The organism is Streptomyces sp. NPDC055099, from assembly GCF_053607685.1.
In genome coordinates, this window is record NZ_JBSGUA010000004.1 from 152,979 (window position 1) to 167,613 (window position 14,635).

15 protein-coding genes are annotated in these 14,635 nt (G+C 71.3%); 10 read left to right on the forward strand and 5 right to left on the reverse strand.

The features are described from left to right. Positions 1-155: 155 nt before the first annotated feature. Together ACWFRU_RS12115 and ACWFRU_RS12120 are read right to left on the reverse strand one after the other, a co-directional pair. Positions 156-677, reverse strand: coding sequence for a GNAT family N-acetyltransferase (locus ACWFRU_RS12115; RefSeq protein WP_453686030.1), 522 nt, complete (start codon positions 675-677; stop codon positions 156-158). Between the two features lie 288 nt (positions 678-965). After that, on the reverse strand, positions 966-1,265 hold the full coding sequence (locus ACWFRU_RS12120; RefSeq protein ID WP_363206917.1) for a DUF6506 family protein: 300 nt from the start codon (positions 1,263-1,265) through the stop codon (positions 966-968). 196 nt (positions 1,266-1,461) lie between these two features. On the opposite strand from ACWFRU_RS12120, the gene ACWFRU_RS12125 reads away from it, so the two are divergent. From ACWFRU_RS12125 to ACWFRU_RS12145, 5 genes are all read left to right on the forward strand, one after another. After that, complete coding sequence (locus ACWFRU_RS12125; RefSeq protein WP_453686031.1) at positions 1,462-2,133, forward strand: enoyl-CoA hydratase-related protein; 672 nt, start codon at positions 1,462-1,464, stop codon at positions 2,131-2,133. Between the two features lie 30 nt (positions 2,134-2,163). After that, on the forward strand, positions 2,164-2,667 hold the full coding sequence (locus ACWFRU_RS12130; RefSeq protein WP_453686032.1) for a hypothetical protein: 504 nt from the start codon (positions 2,164-2,166) through the stop codon (positions 2,665-2,667). Beyond that, positions 2,664-2,921 (forward strand): hypothetical protein, encoded by a 258-nt coding sequence (locus ACWFRU_RS12135; RefSeq protein WP_453686033.1) that lies wholly within the window; start codon positions 2,664-2,666, stop codon positions 2,919-2,921. Before ACWFRU_RS12130 ends, ACWFRU_RS12135 begins: the two co-directional genes overlap by 4 nt. Positions 2,922-3,031: 110 nt before the next feature. Continuing rightward, the gene (locus ACWFRU_RS12140; RefSeq protein WP_453686034.1) at positions 3,032-3,472 is read left to right on the forward strand and encodes an STAS domain-containing protein; all 441 of its coding nucleotides are present in this window, start codon (positions 3,032-3,034) and stop codon (positions 3,470-3,472) included. 108 nt (positions 3,473-3,580) lie between these two features. Beyond that, the gene (locus ACWFRU_RS12145; RefSeq protein WP_453686035.1) at positions 3,581-6,709 is read left to right on the forward strand and encodes a discoidin domain-containing protein; all 3,129 of its coding nucleotides are present in this window, start codon (positions 3,581-3,583) and stop codon (positions 6,707-6,709) included. A gap of 42 nt (positions 6,710-6,751) precedes the next feature. On the opposite strand, the gene ACWFRU_RS12150 is transcribed toward ACWFRU_RS12145, so the two are convergent. Next, positions 6,752-7,645, reverse strand: coding sequence for an NADP-dependent oxidoreductase (locus ACWFRU_RS12150; RefSeq protein WP_453686036.1), 894 nt, complete (start codon positions 7,643-7,645; stop codon positions 6,752-6,754). Positions 7,646-7,732: 87 nt separating this feature from the next. Between ACWFRU_RS12150 and ACWFRU_RS12155 the strand changes: the two genes are divergently transcribed. The 3 genes from ACWFRU_RS12155 (at position 7,733) to ACWFRU_RS12165 (ending at position 9,817) form a co-directional block, all read left to right on the forward strand. Next, complete coding sequence (locus tag ACWFRU_RS12155; protein ID WP_453686037.1) at positions 7,733-8,317, forward strand: TetR/AcrR family transcriptional regulator; 585 nt, start codon at positions 7,733-7,735, stop codon at positions 8,315-8,317. Between the two features lie 450 nt (positions 8,318-8,767). Continuing rightward, complete coding sequence (locus ACWFRU_RS12160; RefSeq protein ID WP_453686038.1) at positions 8,768-9,181, forward strand: (R)-mandelonitrile lyase; 414 nt, start codon at positions 8,768-8,770, stop codon at positions 9,179-9,181. A gap of 72 nt (positions 9,182-9,253) precedes the next feature. Continuing rightward, positions 9,254-9,817: a GNAT family N-acetyltransferase gene (locus ACWFRU_RS12165; protein ID WP_453686039.1), complete on the forward strand. Its 564-nt coding sequence runs from the start codon at positions 9,254-9,256 to the stop codon at positions 9,815-9,817. 16 nt (positions 9,818-9,833) lie between these two features. On the opposite strand, the gene ACWFRU_RS12170 is transcribed toward ACWFRU_RS12165, so the two are convergent. Both ACWFRU_RS12170 and ACWFRU_RS12175 read right to left on the reverse strand, forming a co-directional pair. Beyond that, positions 9,834-10,784, reverse strand: coding sequence for a hypothetical protein (locus ACWFRU_RS12170; RefSeq protein WP_453686040.1), 951 nt, complete (start codon positions 10,782-10,784; stop codon positions 9,834-9,836). 154 nt (positions 10,785-10,938) lie between these two features. Then, positions 10,939-12,210 carry an aminotransferase class I/II-fold pyridoxal phosphate-dependent enzyme gene (locus tag ACWFRU_RS12175; RefSeq protein WP_453686774.1) on the reverse strand — a complete coding sequence of 424 codons (1,272 nt, stop codon included), beginning with the start codon at positions 12,208-12,210 and terminating at the stop codon, positions 10,939-10,941. Between the two features lie 315 nt (positions 12,211-12,525). Between ACWFRU_RS12175 and ACWFRU_RS12180 the strand changes: the two genes are divergently transcribed. Together ACWFRU_RS12180 and ACWFRU_RS12185 are read left to right on the forward strand one after the other, a co-directional pair. Continuing rightward, positions 12,526-14,097, forward strand: a complete 1,572-nt coding sequence (locus ACWFRU_RS12180; protein WP_453686041.1) for an alpha/beta hydrolase — start codon at positions 12,526-12,528, stop codon at positions 14,095-14,097. Positions 14,098-14,182: 85 nt separating this feature from the next. Continuing rightward, positions 14,183-14,590, forward strand: coding sequence for a hypothetical protein (locus ACWFRU_RS12185; RefSeq protein WP_453686042.1), 408 nt, complete (start codon positions 14,183-14,185; stop codon positions 14,588-14,590). Positions 14,591-14,635 lie beyond the last annotated feature (45 nt).

A 14,635-nucleotide genomic window follows, 5' to 3' on the forward strand; every position in this document is an offset into this window, starting at 1 on the left:
GGGGGGTTTTGTGGTCTGGGGGCAACTCTCCGTTGCCCGGCTGTGGGTCCGCACGGTTTTTTCGGCGCCGCGGGGCCCACCTTCGGTGCGGGCCCCGCGTGGGCCCCGCCACGGAAGGCTTCGGCAGGTTTCAGCAGAGGGACCCTAGAGGGACCCTAGATACCGAACGGCGCCGCGTAGCGCACCATGCCGCCGGGCAGCGGGCGACCGGCGTCGAGGGCGAGGGCCATCATGGCCTCGTCCGGGACGTCGATGCTGATGCCGATGCCGTGCGTCGAGGCGCGGGTGAAGCCGAACCGCGGGTAGTACTCCGGGTGCCCGAGGACGGTGACGAAGCGCTCGCCCCGGCTCTTGGCCGCGTCGAGCGCGGCGCGGATCGCCGCGGAACCCGCACCGGTCTTCTGGTACTCGGGGAGTACGGCGACGGGGGCCAGGCACAGCGCCGGGGTGTCCCCGATGTGACAGCGGGTCAGGAGCGCGTGCCCGACGAGCTTGCCGCCCTGGTCGGTGGCCACGACGGACAGACCGTCGATCCACGCGGGGCCGGCGCGCAGAGCGTCGACGAGGTCGGCTTCCGCGGGGGTGTCGAACGCGGCGGCGACGACTGCGCGAACGGCGGGGATGTCGGCGCTGGTCTCGGCGCGCGTGATCCAGGTGTTGCTCATGCTGTTGCTCATGATGGACGAAGATCCATTTCATGGTGGGTTCGTGTGGGTGGGTGCCCCGCGAGCTCACGCTCCCGGCGAGGCGCATCCGGCTGGGATCAGGCCACGGCCCGGGACGTGAGAGCGGTCCGGGCGGTGCGCATGGCAGTGGCCTTGTGCGCGGTCATCAGCCCCAACTCCTCACTCCATCGATCCGGATCACACGAACGCCGTCGACTTTATCATCCGGCCGCTGTCGGCCACATGGCACGCAGCGAGCCCGGGGCGGGCCAACACTCCCCGCCCCGGGCCTTCACGTGCTCAGGAGAAGATCGCGTGGACCTGGTCGACCGCTTCGGGCCCGTAACCGACGACGCCCACCGGCACCGCGCCGTCGATCGCCTCGATGATGCGCCCGGCCCACACGGGCCCGAAACCACCGCAGAGCTCGATCAACTGAACCCCCTCGTCGACCAGGCGGCGCGCCGCCGCGATGCCCTCCTCGGGCTTGGCCACCCCCACCAGCACCGTGCGGCACTGCCCCGTGTCGACGACGTTCACGTCGCCCTTCGCGTCGCTGCCTGCCGCGGTGTAGATGAAGCCCCAGCTGGTGAGCGCCATGAGCGCTGCCCCCTCACTTCCGGTCGCCCGGAATCGGTCATCGGCGTCGAGGCCGCGCGAACGGTGCGACCCCTTGAATGTTCTATGCCATGCCCCATAAGTTACCGATCAGTATCGACAGTCGCCCGGTTCGCGGCCCCCTCTTCGCCGCTTCAAGAGCGGCGCTTGTCGGCCCCATCGACCCGAGGGAGCGATCATGCCCACACTCGACCGCCAGGACGACGTCTTCATCCTCGACCTCGGGGACGGCGAGAACCGCTTCCACCCCGACTGGCTCGCCTCCGTCGACGCGGCACTCGACGAGGTCGAGAAGGCGGACGGGCCCCGCGCCCTGGTCACCGCCGCGACGGGCAAGTTCTTCTCCAACGGCCTCGACCTGGACTGGCTCTTCGCCCACGCCGACCAGCACCAGGACTACGTCATCACCGTCCAAGCCCTGCTGGCCCGCGTGCTGTCCCTGCCGGTCATCACCGTGGCCGCGCTGCAGGGGCACACCTTCGCGGCCGGGGCGATGCTCTCCCTGGCCCACGACTTCCGTGTGATGCGCGCCGACCGCGGCTTCTGGTGTCTGCCCGAGGCCGACATCAACATCCCCTTCACCCCGGGCATGTCGGCGCTCATCCAGGCCAGGCTCACCCCGCAGACCGCGCACGAGGCCATGACGACCGCCCGGCGCTACGGCGGCCACGACGCCCTGGCGGCCGCGCTGGTCGACCGGGCGGTGGACGAGGGCGCCGTACGCGAAACCGCCGTGGAGCTGGCTCAGGCCCTGGTCGGCAAGGCCGGTCCCACGCTCGGCACCATCAAGGCCCGGATGTACGCGCCCGCCCTGACCGCCCTGCGCGACAAGGACAACCCTCTCGGCTGACGCCGGCGGCCGCTGCGCGAAAATGCGTGGATGAACCCCGACCCCGAACGTGTCGGCCACGCACGCGTCGACCCCTCACTCCTCGACTCCTCCCTCGTCGGCCACTGGAGCAGCCTCCCGTTCTCCTACGGCGTCATGGAAGCCTCCGAACTGGGTCTGCTCGGCGACGGCCGGGGCTGGAGCTCGTGGTTCAACTTCGAGACGCTGTGTGTCACGCGCCTTGTCTGGAGCTGCCCCGAGCCGGGAGTCGTCGAGCTGCGCGCGCGGTGGATCGTGGAGGGGACACTCGCCGACGGCCCGGGCTCCCCGGCGTTCTCCCTCGTGGAGTCGACCACGCAGGTGGACGACGTCACCCGCCATCCGTTCGTCATCGGACCGGCTACACCCCTACCGGGAGCGGATGCCGTGACAGCGCTCACCTTCGACAAGCCGGTCGAGTTCTGCCACCAGTACGCCAGGAGGCCCGGACAGATCCGGCCCGAGGACGACCCTTCTCGCCCCGTACTCGACGTGGCCCGGGAGACACAGCCGTGAACAACGACGCCGCCACCGGCCTGCTCCACCTGATCGCCGCCGAGCCGACCCTGCTCGCCGCCGCGCCGCCCGGCACCCCCGACGAGATCCTGCTGCACCGCGCCCGCGACGAACACCACCCCTGCCTGGCCTGCGGCCGCCCGGCGAACTGCGCCGTCATCGTCCACTCCCCCGTGGACGACCGCGTACTCGACCTGTGCTCGCCCTGCTGGGACACGGTCCGTCAGGCCAATGAGACGGGCAGCCAGGCGTAGAGAGGGATGGACGGGGGACTCGGGACCGAGGCAGATTGTGTGCCGCTCGGGACCGAGGCAGATTGTGCCGGCATGCACACGGGCTTCCGCGACGACCACAGGGAGGCGCGATGTCGACGCAGACCCATCGCCTCATCATCCACGAGCTGGCACGGTGCGAAGAGTGTGCCGTGTTGCGTGTGAGCGGTGAACTCGACCGGAGCGGCGAGAAGTTCTTCCTTCGCACCCTCGGCGCTTCCGTCATGGCGGGTCATCGACATCTCGTGCTCGATGTGACGGCCCTGGTGTTCTGCGATTCGCGTGGGCTCAACTGCCTGCTCGGGGTGCGGTGGTTGCTGCGGCGCCGCGAAGGGCAGTTGCTGCTGGCCGGAGCGGGGCGGCACCTCGCCGAACTGCTGGCGGCGACCGGCAGCACCGAGATCTTCCCCCGCTATCTGACCGTGGGCCAGGCCCTGCTGACTCTGCCGCCCGCACACCGCCCGACCTGGCCGCCCACGCCCGCACCCCGCCCGGACGGCGCGCCGACCGATTCCCCGCCGCTCGGTTCCTGAGTACGCCGCTCGGTTCCTGAGTACCTCGGCACAACCCTTGACGTGCTCGCGAGGCACCCGAAGAATGATCGGACTTTGACAACGTTGTCTACGGGAAGGTCGCGCCCGATGCCGCAGCACCCCTGGGGAACCACACGCCGTCAAGCTCTGCAGCTGCTCGGGGTGTCCGGTGCCGTGGCGGCCTTCCCGCTCGCCCTCGGCACGGGACCGGCCGCGGCTGCCACGGAGGCGCGGGCGGAGACGGAGGCGGACGCCGTCGCGGACACGTACTACCGCGTCCTGCTCTCCCACACGCGCTGGTCCGAGACCCAGTGGGACGCCGCTCAAGGCCACTACACCAACAAGGACTTCGGCTTCGCCGTCGTGCTCGGCAACGCGGTGCTGCTGACTCGCGGCCCCTACGACGCCGAGCGCGCCGGAGTCGCCAAGGACACGCTGCGCACCCGTACGCTCGCCACGCTGAAGCACTTCGCGGCCTCGAACCGGCTGACGGGCGGCACTCAATGGGGCCGCAAGCTGTTCTTCGACACCACCTTCCAGTCCTACTTCGTCCTGGCGGCCCGCCTGCTCTGGGACGACCTCGACGAGGCGACGCGGCGGAACGTCGACACCATCGTCCGCGAACAGGCGCAGTACACCGAGGCGTTGGGCACGAACGACGACCCGGCCTCGGGCGACTGGTCTCCGCACGGGCTCACCGGCGGCTTCAAGGGCGACACCAAACTCGAGGAGATGGGCATCTACGCCCAGGCGCTCGCCCCGGCCCTGGCCTGGGCGAGCGACGACCGGCGGCAGGACGCGTGGCGTGCCGCCTTCGGCCGATGGAGCCGCAACGAGGCGGGACTGCCCGCGGCCGACCTCGCAAACCCCGCCCGGGTGGACGGCGTCGCCGTCAGCGAGAACACCGCGCAGAACCTGTACGACACCTTCATCGTCGAGAACCACGGGTCGTTCGGCCCGCACTACCAGGAAGAGCTCTGGCGCACCTCCGGCCGCAACTCCGCGCACTTCCTCGCGGCGGGTCGGCCCCTGCCCGAAGTGCTGACCGCCCAGCCCAACGCCGCTCCGCTGTGGCGCACCCTGCTCGGCGTGATGAGCGACGCCGGTGAGCCCCTGATGCCGATGGTCGCGGACCGTGAGCACCTCTACGGCCGCGACATCATCCCCCTCGCCTTCCTGGCCCAGGTCCTCGGCGACCGGACCGCGGCCGCCTGTGAACGCGCGCTCGCGGAACGCCTTGAGGGGTATCAGCAGTATCCGCCGCAGTACCGCATCGCGAAGTTCTCCGGTGAGCCCAAGTACGAGCCGGAGGCACGTGCCGAGCTGGCCATCAGCTACCTCCTGCACGAGTGGCGGGACCGGTCCGGGCAGCGGCGCGTCCGTCCCCTTTCCCAGCGCGAGCTCTTCGAGCAGGCCAGCGGTGTCACCGACCACGGCGTGGGCCCAGGCCTCGTCTCCCACCAGTCCCCCGGCGCCTGGGCCGGCGCCGTCACCAAACCGGGCTTCGTGAAGTTCGCCTGGCAACCGGCCCACGACGACTGGCTGTTCGCGCTCAGCGGTCCGACGCCCATGTTCCTGCCGAGCACACGGGCGAAGGTCGTCGAGCGGTCCGCGGTCACGTACACGCGACTGCGGGACGGCTTCGACGGGAGCGCGAGCCTGCTGACCCTGGACCGCGGCTTCGCGGGGTTCACCACGCTGCCGTCGGGCGCCGTGGTCTACGCGACGTCCGGCACAGCGGACGGCGAGGGCCACCTGGAGGTGCGCAACCTGTCCATGGAGGGCGTACCGGGACTGGACGGCAGCCGTACCTATCGCGCCGCCGAGGGAAGTACCACCGTCAAGGCGAAGACCGGAGGCCAGCCGTCGGCCGGGGCGCGCGCCGACGAACTCAGCTTCCCGCGCGGGGAGTTCCGGCACGTGCGGATGCTGGGGGTGCACCCCGACCCGTCGTACGGCTACTCGCTGTACGCCTTCGAGATACGTGACGGCGCCTCGGGCGACGACCTGGCCCGCAGTGGTGGGGCGAAGGCGTCCGCCTCCTCCTTCGAGCCCGGCAGGGAGCCCGCGCTCACGATCGACGGCGACGGTTCCAGCCGCTGGGCGGTGTCGCGCGCGGACCGGCCGCGGGCCGACAGCTGGATCGCCGTCGACCTCGGCTCCGCCCGGTCCATGGACCGCGTGACGCTGCGCTGGGAGGCCGCGGCGGGGCGCGCCTACCGGCTCCAGGGGTCGGCCGACGGGCAGGAGTGGAGTGACCTGGTCGTCTGGCCGCGACCGGATCTCACCAGCCGCGGTCAGTGGCTCGACATCGACGGCCGTGCCGGTCTCGTCGTGCGCGGTGGAGCCCATCCGATCGCGGTGTACGGCGACACGGTCGTCCTCTCGGACGGCCCGGCGGAGAGTCTGGTGATCGAGGGGCTGCCGGGCGCGACGGCGGACGAACTGCGCGCGGCGGCCTCACACAAGACACCCTCGACGGACTCCGAGAGCGTCAAGGCCGCCCTCACCGAGCAGCACCTGAGCCTCTTCAACCTCTCCGCCGAGGCCGTGACCACGACGGTGACGATCCCTCACGCACCCTCGTCCCGGGAGGTCCGGCTGTATGAGGGAACGCAGACCCTCACGGAGTCCGGCACGGCCTTGCGCATCGAACTCCCCTCCGCCACGGCCGTGTTGGCGCCTCCGCGCATCACCCTGTCCGCGAACCGCCTTCCCGTGGGCCTGCGGGCCGAGGTCGTCGACGGCGGCACCGTGCGGCTGAGCGGTCCCGCCTGCCGGGTCACGGTCTCGGCGCAGGGCAGACCGGTCGGCGCCACGGTGCGCGCCGGCCGCACGACCACGGTCACCGTGCCTCGTGCCACGCCGTATCCCAGCTCCGACCTGGCGCTGGGCCGCAACACTTTCCCGACCTCGCCGCTGCCGCCCGGCATGACGGACCCGCGGGCCGCCGTGGACGGCGACGAGAGCACCGCGTGGAAGGCCGGGCAGGACGACCGCATGGTCGTCGACCTCGGCAGCGAGCAGCACATCAGCGAGATCCGCACCCGGTGGCGCGGCGGCCACGCCCCGGCATCCCAGGTGGAGTTCAGCCTCGACGGCCGTACGTACGACGGCTCCGCCCGGCTGTCGACGCGCGGCACCCTGCGCGTCGACCGCACCGCACGCTATGTGGCGCTCCGTGTCACCGCCCGCGCCGGGGGTTCCCTGACCGCGTTGACCATCACCTCGCGGTGAGGCCCGGCGGCTGAAGAATGCACGGGTCAACGGGTCAACGGGTCAGATCACGATGACCCGTCGGCCCCGCGAGTGACCCGCATGGCTGTCGACGTGCGCCGCGGCGGCCTCGGCGAGCGTGTACGACTTCTCGACCGGGATGTGCAGCTTGCCTCGCGAGATGAGGGCCGCGGCCTCGGCCAGCGCGTCCGGGACGCTGCCGGCCACGCCGGAGAACCGGACACCGAACTCGGGCGCACCGAGATCCGCGATGGAGATCACCTTGCCCGGGTCCCCGGTCAGCTCGACGAGTTCACGGAGCACGCCGGAGCCCGCCAGGTCAAGGGCCGCGTCGATCCGGCCGAACTGCCGCACTCGCTCGACCCAGCCGTCGCCGTAGGTCGTGGCGAGCGCACCCAGGCCCCGCAGATAGTCCTGGTTCGCGGCCCCGGCCATGCCGATCACCGTGATGCCGCGGTCGCGGGCGATCTGCAGGACCGCTGATCCAACGCCCCCGGACGCGCCGCTGACCAGCAGCGTCTGCCCGGGCCGCACACCGACCTCGCTGATGACGCGCAGGGCGGTCTCCACGACGGAGGGGTACCCGGCCGCTTCCTCGAACGTCAGGCCCTCGGGCATGCGGGCCCAGGCCGAGAGGACCGCGAACTCGGCGTACGTGCTCGATCCCTCGCCGAACACGTGGTCGCCGACCGCGACTCCTTCGACTCCCTCTCCGACCTCGTCCACCACTCCGGCGGCGTCCAGCCCGACTCCGGAGGGCAGCACGGTCGGGTGCGCCCCCAGTACCTGGCCTTCGCGAATCCTCCAGTCGACGGGGTTCACTCCCGCTGCCCGCACGGCGATGCGTATCTGGCCGGGGCCCGCGTGGGGCTCCTCGGCATCCAGGAGTTGCAGGACCTCGGGGCCGCCGAACTCGGCGAAGCTCACTCTCTTCATGCGACAGACCGTAACACTAACCGTTAGCCTTTCAGAACGGTTAGCCTTTAGAAGCGATTACGGCTTTGTATTTGATAGCGTCAGGCCATGACCGAGCCGTCCGGACGCCGTGAGCGCAAGAAGGCAGCGACCCGCCAGAAGATCGCTGACGCCGCCCTGCGGCTCTTCATGGAGCGCGGGTACGACGCGGTGGGCATCCGCGACGTGGCCGCCGAGGCCGACGTGGCCGTCACCACGCTCTTCTCCCACTTCGCCTCGAAAGAGGCCCTGGTCTTCGAGCAGGACGAGGACTTCGAGCAGCGCCTCACACGCGCGGTCACCGACCGGACGCCGCACGACCCGCTCGTCCCCGCGCTGCGCCGCGAGGTCCTGGCCCTGGTGCGGCATTGCACGGCGCCCGGCTCCGCCCCGATGTGGCGCATGATCGAGGGCTCGCCCGCCCTGCGGGAGTACGAGGAGTCGATGAGGCTGCGCCACGCGGAGTCGCTGGCAGCGGCCATCGCCGCCGATCCCGGCCTTGCACGGACCCCGACGGCCTGCGGAGCCATCGCGAGGTTCGTGATCGACGCCTACGCGGTCGCCCGCGAGGCGGCCGAGCCGGAGGCCGCGGTGGACGAGATCTTCCTGATGATCGAGGCGGCCTGGGAGGTCAGCGCGAAGTCGCGACCTTGACCCGTGACCGATCAGGACGGCGAGCACGCCGGTGCCGGGGCGTCGTCCGTCGCTCGCTCCGGGTGGACCGCTCACCGACGAGATCGCGTCCAGCGTCCAGGGCGTCGGAGCCGTCGGCGGCCTGCGCAAGATTGTGCGGGCGTCTCCCCGGGCGCCCTCGAAGCGGTGGCTCGGGTGCTGCGACTGGACGAGGCCGAACGCGCCCACCTGCGTACTCGACGCCCCTCGTCCGTAACTCGCTGCGCGCCGGAATGCGAGGTTCCCTGGAGGGTGTGGCTCCCCCCGGCGACCCGGCACCCCCGGGGTCCGCCCGAGCCGACCGCACACGGGCTCGGGCTACCGGGCCATGGACGAGCGCCGCGCGATCAAGGCACTCCTCAAGCCGTGACACCGGCCGCGTCCGCGCTCTCTCTCCACCGTCACGCCGCCATCGAACCGACAGGAAGCCCCATGGAATTCATCAAGCCCCAGTCCACCAGCAAGGCACCGGCCGAATGGTTCACCGGAGACGTGTGGTGGGACGTCATCGTCGCCGGCCAAGAGCCGTCGAGGATGCGCGCGAACCTCGTCCGCTTCTCCCCCGGCGCCCGCACCAACTGGCACTCCCACGCCGTGGGCCAGACCCTGCACGTGGTCTCCGGCGTCGCCCTGATCGGCACCCGCGACGGCACCGTCCTCGAAGCTCACCCCGGCGAGACGGTCGGCTGCCCGCCCGACGAGGAGCACTGGCACGGCGCCGCCCCCGACCGGTTCATGGAACACATCGCCATGTGGGAGGGCACCGGCGACGACACCCCCGAGACCCAGTGGGCGGAACCCGTCACCGACGAGCAGTACAACGGCCCGCGCAACTCCAACCGGTAGAAGCACCCGCGGAGCGGTGACCTGCGTAAATGCAGAGGTGCTCCGGAGTGGGGTCGCGTAAGGTGCGGCGGCATGAACCAGGTTTCCGATCACACCGTCCGTCCGATACGCGCCGAAGAGTGGGCCAAGGTCAAGGAGTTGCGGCTCCTCGCGCTCAAGGACCCGGCGGCTCCCATCGCCTTTCTCGACACGTACGAACAGGCCGCCGCCGAACCAGACTCCTACTGGCAGAAGCGGGCGGAGGGCGCGGCAAACGGGACGCGGTTGCGCCAGTTCGTGGCCGAGGGCGAGGACGGGACCTGGAACGGGACGGTGGCCGTGCTCATCGAGGACGCGGACACCGAGGACGTGTTCGGCGGGGCGATCGACCAGCGCCAGGCGCATGTCGTCGGAGTCTTCGTCCGCCCCGAGCACCGCGGAAGCGGAGTGATCGACGCACTCTTCACGACCGCGGTCGCATGGGCATGGTCGGTACCGGACGTGACGCGTGTGCGCCTGTACGTGCACGAGGACAACGCGCGGGCCGAGCGCTTCTACCGGCGCTACGGGTTCGTACCCTCCGGGGCGACCGTCCCGATGAAGGGCGATCCCTCCAAGAGGGAGCACGAGATGATCCTCCACCCGGCCGGCCGCTAGCCCCTTCTGACGGACCTCAGTGGCGGATGCGCACGCCGTGGCGGACGCGCATGCGGCGCAGTTCCCACAGCGCCACCGCCGTCACGGTCACGGGGCCGCCGAGAACCGCGCACCACTGCGCGGCCGGCGGCCCGTGCGGCAGGCCGCCGTCCAGCGCGACACTGAAGACCATCAGCTCCCAGACGAGTACGACGGTGAGCGCGGCCGGCAGAGCGGCGTGCACGTTGGACGTGTTGAAGGCGTAACGGGCGGCGTACGCGGAGGCGAAGAGCAGGAACGGCAGCAGCCAGACGAGACCGATGAGCAGCGCGAGCGCGATGAGGCCGTTCACGAGCGTGCCGTGATTCTGCTTGAGCACCAGGGCGCTGCCCGCCAGTACGAGCGCCACCCCCACCAGGATGCCGACGTACCAGGCCACGGCCTTGAGCGGCGCGCGCAGCCGGGAGCGGAGCACACTCCGCCGCTCGGCGGGCGCGTAACGGATGAAGCCGAGAATGACCAGCGGGCCCGTGAAGATCAGCAGCAGCGGCGCGAGGATCAGCTTCACGACGCCGTCGTTGGCGACGCCGCTCCAGCCGTCGTCCGCGCCGTAGGCGTAGATCAGGCCGAAGCTGGCGGCCGCACCGACGATCGCGCGCCCCAGCTGCACCTTCGACACGAGCGGGTCCGCGACATGACCGGCACCGGGCTGGTTGAAGATCGCCTCGGCACGGCGGCGGGCCGAGCGGATGAACGGGATGAGCGGCGAGACGAAGAACAGCGCGCACCCGGAACGCCCCCGCCGTACGGGCTGCGGCGGGAGCGGATACGGATACGGCTGCGGGGGCGGCGGCGGGTACGGCCCGGGTTGCGGCGGCCCGTACGGATGCGGGCCGCCGCCTCCTTGTGGGTCGTACGGAGCGGGACCGCCGCCCTGCGGATGGCCGTTCCCCGGCGGGCCCCAGCCCTGATATCCCCCGTGTGCCACGGTTCCCCTCGCCTCCTGCGACGCTTCTGAGCGCGCGCAGTTTACTGGCGGGAACCGGACGGGCGTGATCAGGGCCGAGGACCGGGATCGGGATCGGACTCGGGATCGGCCGATCCGCCACACCGGGCGCCCTCGGCGCCCGGCTTCCTCGGAGCTAGGCGGCGACCTGCTGCTCGTAGCCCACGAGCCGTACGCACACGGCGAGGCCGGCGATGGCCTGCTCCAGCTCCGCCAGGCTCGGGTAGCTCGGCGCGATGCGGATGGTGGCGTCGCGCGGGTCGTCGCCGTACGGGTGGGTGGCGCCGGCCGGGGTCAGCACGATGCCCGCCTCGGCGGCACGGCGCACGACCTCCTTGGCGCAGCCGTCGGTCACTTCGAGCGTGACGAAGTAGCCGCCCTTGGGGTCGGTCCAGCGGGCGAGACCGGTCCCGCCGAGCTCCGCCTCAAGAATCCGGGCCACGGCCTCGAACTTCGGCTGGAGCAGGGCGCGCTGGCGCTCCATGTGCGCGCGCACCCCGTCGGCGTCCCGCAGGAACATGACGTGCCGCAGCTGGTTGATCTTGTCCGGGCCGATCGACCGCTTGGCGTTGTTGGCGAGCAGCCACTTCAGGTTCGCGGGCGACGAACCGAAGAAGGCGACGCCCGCACCCGCAGCGGTGATCTTCGAGGTGGAGCCGAAGACGAAGACGCGGTCCTCGTTCCCGGCAGCCGCGGAGGCGGCGAGCAGGTCGGCGATCTCGACGGGCTCATCGGTGAGGTGGTGCGCGGCGTACGCGTTGTCCCAGAAGATCCGGAAATCGGGCGCGGCGGCCTGCATCGAGGCGAGCCGGGCGACGGTCTCGTCGCTGTAGCAGACGCCGTCGGGGTTGCTGTACTTCGGGACGCACCAGATGCCCTTGACCGACGCGTCCTCGGCGACGAGCCGCTCCACGACGTCCATGTCCGGGCCCTCGGCGGTCATCGGCACGGGGATCATGTCGATCCCGAAGCGCTCACAGAGGGCGAAATGCCGGTCGTATCCCGGGGTCGGGCACAGGAAGGCGATCCGCTCCTGGTCCACCCAGCGCGACTCGGCGCCCGGCACCACGCTCAGCAGCGCGTGCACCAGGCAGTCGTGCATCAGCTCGAGGCTGGAGTTGCCGAGCGCGAGGAGCTGGCCCGCGGGCACCTGGAGCACATCGGCGAAGATCTCCCGGAGCTCGACCAGACCCTGCAGACCGCCGTAATTGCGTACGTCCGTGCCGTCGGCGGAGGTGTGCCGCCCGCCCGGCAGGCTCAGCAGGTCCTCGGAGAGGTCGAGCTGCTCCGGCGACGGCTTGCCGCGCGTGAGGTCGAGCGAGAGCCCGCGTCCTGCGAGGTCCTGGTAGTCCTGGCGGGCCCGCTCAAGGAGCCCGGTCACGGCGTCGGGGCTCAGCTCGGTGGTCATCATGTGTCCTTACGTTGTCGGCACTGCCCGGCCTGTGAGCTGCGCGGGCGCGCGCCGGGGGCATCGGCACTGCCCGCCGAGGATACAAAGCAATGGCCCGCCCGTGCCCAGCCAGGTGGCGCGGGTCACTCTCCGGGAGTCCAGGTCACTCTCCGGGGGCGCGGGTCACGCTCCGGGATGCGGGCCGGGCTCCGCGCAAGGCGGGGGCTAACCCCCGCAGGCATCGGCCGGGTGACCTGATGTTCTGTCGCTCTCCGTGCTCATAGCGTCGGCCGCGTCCCTGTTTCTTGCGCCAGTCGACCCCCTAGGAGCACGATGCGCCGCCGTCTCACCCCCTTACTCGCTGTCGGTCTCGGCCTGGCCGGGCTGCTTGCCGGAACGGTGCCCGCAGTGGCGGAGTCTTCCCCGGAGACCCGCCCTGCTTCGGGACCCCGCCCCCTCTCTGCCCACCATCAGCAGCGGCTCCACTGGGGGCCGTGCTCGAAGGCGCAGGAGGAGCTGAACGCCGCGGGGGCGCAGTGCGCCGAGGTGACCGTTCCTCTCGACTACTCCGCTCCCGGCGGGCGCACCCTGCAGATCGCGGTCTCGCGCATCAAGGCCAAGGCCTCCTCACAGCGTCGCGGCATCCTGCTGTCCAATCCCGGTGGGCCCGGCGGCAGCGGCATCGCCAACACCCTCGCGCTGCGGCCCGCGTTGAAGGGGGTGGCGGACGGCTACGACCTCATCGGGTTCGACCCGCGGTTCCTCGGCGAGAGTTCCCCGATCACCTGCGCACCGGCCGGTCCACCGACCCCGCCGGAGCCCTCGACCTCACCCCGCGCGGACTTCGACGCGTCGGTGCGCGGCGCGCGGGACACGGCGCGGCGTTGCCACGAGCACGGAGACAACGCGGAACTGCTGCCCCACGCGTCCACCCGGAACGTGGCCCGGGACATGGACGTCCTCAGGGCAGCCCTCGGCGAGCGGAAACTCTCGTACTACGGCATCTCCTACGGCGCCGATCTGGGCGCCGTCTACACCCAGATGTTCCCCCGCCGCACCGACCGCATGGTCATCGACTCCTCGACGGACCCGGCGGCCACCCAGTACGAACTGTTCCAGAGCTCCGGCGAACCGGCCGAGGAAGCACTGGACGACTGGGCCGCATGGACCGCCCGCCACCACGACACGTACGGGCTCGGCCGAACGGCCTCCCACGTGCGCACGCGCGTCGAGCGGCTCCTCATACAGGCCGAGCGCCGGCCGGTCGACGTCGACGGGCAGCGGCTCAACGCGCCCATCCTGCGGCTGCTGTTGAAGCAGCCCCTTCAGCACGAGGAGAGCGATCCGACGCTGGCCGCCATCGTGCGTGACCTCGTCGACGCCGCGGCCGGCAAGCCCGTCGAGCCGGGCCCCGAACTCGCCGCGTGGCTGGAGCTGCTCGCCTCGCCCGGCCTGGCGGACAGCATGGTGGGCGGTGCGCTGTTCATGTGCGGCGACGGCGGGTGGCCCGCGGGCGGCTGGCCCAAGGACCCGGAGACGTACTGGCGCAACAGCGAGCGCAGCCGCAGCACCCAGCCCGTGTTCGGCCCCTACGTCAACGGCATGATCGCCCCGTGTGCGTTCTGGCCCGCCGCGCCCCGCGAACCGGGCACGGCCATCGCCAACGACGTACCCGTACTGATGCTGCAGGCCCGTCGCGACAACAACACCCCGTACGACGGGGCGCTGGCCCTGCACCGCAAGCTGACCGGCTCACGCCTGATCACCGCGGACATCCGCTCCCACGGCGTCTACGGCCGGGGGCTCGAAGGTCTTCGCCCCGTCCCCTGCGCCGACCGCGCGGTCAACGACTACCTGCGCACCGGCGTCCTGCCCGCCCACGACATCAACTGCGCCCGACGGTAGAGGCAACGGGCACGACCCTGTTCACGGCGGGTGCCTCATTTCCCTCCTGTGCCCGCCGCCGACTCTGGCCTACCATCACTCGGACATGGCCACACGGGAGACGCGACCCCAGGGCGGTGCGGTGCGCACGGCCCTGTTCGCCATGGCCTTCCTCTTCCTCGTCCCGCTGCTCGGGATCGACGGTCCGTCGGGCACCGCGGTCGCCGAGGACCGCGGCGCCACCGCTGTCGCTTTCGGCCCGTACGCCGAGCGCGCGGCCGACAGCCGTGACAGCGGCCGTGACCGGTCCCGCGACGGTGGCCGTGGCTGTCACGAGGGCGAGAACAGGACGCCGCGCGGGGCGTTGCCCGCTCCCGAGCGGATCAGTTCGCCCGCCTTCGAGGCGGCCCCCGCGCCATACGAGCCGCCGGACGAGGCACCCGCGCTGCCCGCCACCTCTCCCCCGGACGCGACATCCGTCGACCTCTACAGAACCCAGGTCATCAGAACGTAGACGGGATCTCTCCACCCGCACCCCGCCGACAGGACCGGTCGGCAG

Bases quoted from the DNA above. Each gene is read 5' to 3' on its own strand.
- ACWFRU_RS12155 (WP_453686037.1), top strand. From the start codon at position 7,733: ATGACCGAGCCGTCCGGACGCCGTGAGCGCAAGAAGGCAGCGACCCGC.
- ACWFRU_RS12115 (WP_453686030.1), bottom strand. From the start codon at position 677: ATGAGCAACAGCATGAGCAACACCTGGATCACGCGCGCCGAGACCAGC.
- ACWFRU_RS12165 (WP_453686039.1), top strand. From the start codon at position 9,254: ATGAACCAGGTTTCCGATCACACCGTCCGTCCGATACGCGCCGAAGAG.
- ACWFRU_RS12180 (WP_453686041.1), top strand. From the start codon at position 12,526: ATGCGCCGCCGTCTCACCCCCTTACTCGCTGTCGGTCTCGGCCTGGCC.
- ACWFRU_RS12145 (WP_453686035.1), top strand. From the start codon at position 3,581: ATGCCGCAGCACCCCTGGGGAACCACACGCCGTCAAGCTCTGCAGCTG.
- ACWFRU_RS12140 (WP_453686034.1), top strand. From the start codon at position 3,032: ATGTCGACGCAGACCCATCGCCTCATCATCCACGAGCTGGCACGGTGC.
- ACWFRU_RS12160 (WP_453686038.1), top strand. From the start codon at position 8,768: ATGGAATTCATCAAGCCCCAGTCCACCAGCAAGGCACCGGCCGAATGG.
- ACWFRU_RS12130 (WP_453686032.1), top strand. From the start codon at position 2,164: ATGAACCCCGACCCCGAACGTGTCGGCCACGCACGCGTCGACCCCTCA.
- ACWFRU_RS12185 (WP_453686042.1), top strand. From the start codon at position 14,183: ATGGCCACACGGGAGACGCGACCCCAGGGCGGTGCGGTGCGCACGGCC.
- ACWFRU_RS12120 (WP_363206917.1), bottom strand. From the start codon at position 1,265: ATGGCGCTCACCAGCTGGGGCTTCATCTACACCGCGGCAGGCAGCGAC.
- ACWFRU_RS12150 (WP_453686036.1), bottom strand. From the start codon at position 7,645: ATGAAGAGAGTGAGCTTCGCCGAGTTCGGCGGCCCCGAGGTCCTGCAA.
- ACWFRU_RS12175 (WP_453686774.1), bottom strand. From the start codon at position 12,210: ATGACCACCGAGCTGAGCCCCGACGCCGTGACCGGGCTCCTTGAGCGG.
- ACWFRU_RS12125 (WP_453686031.1), top strand. From the start codon at position 1,462: ATGCCCACACTCGACCGCCAGGACGACGTCTTCATCCTCGACCTCGGG.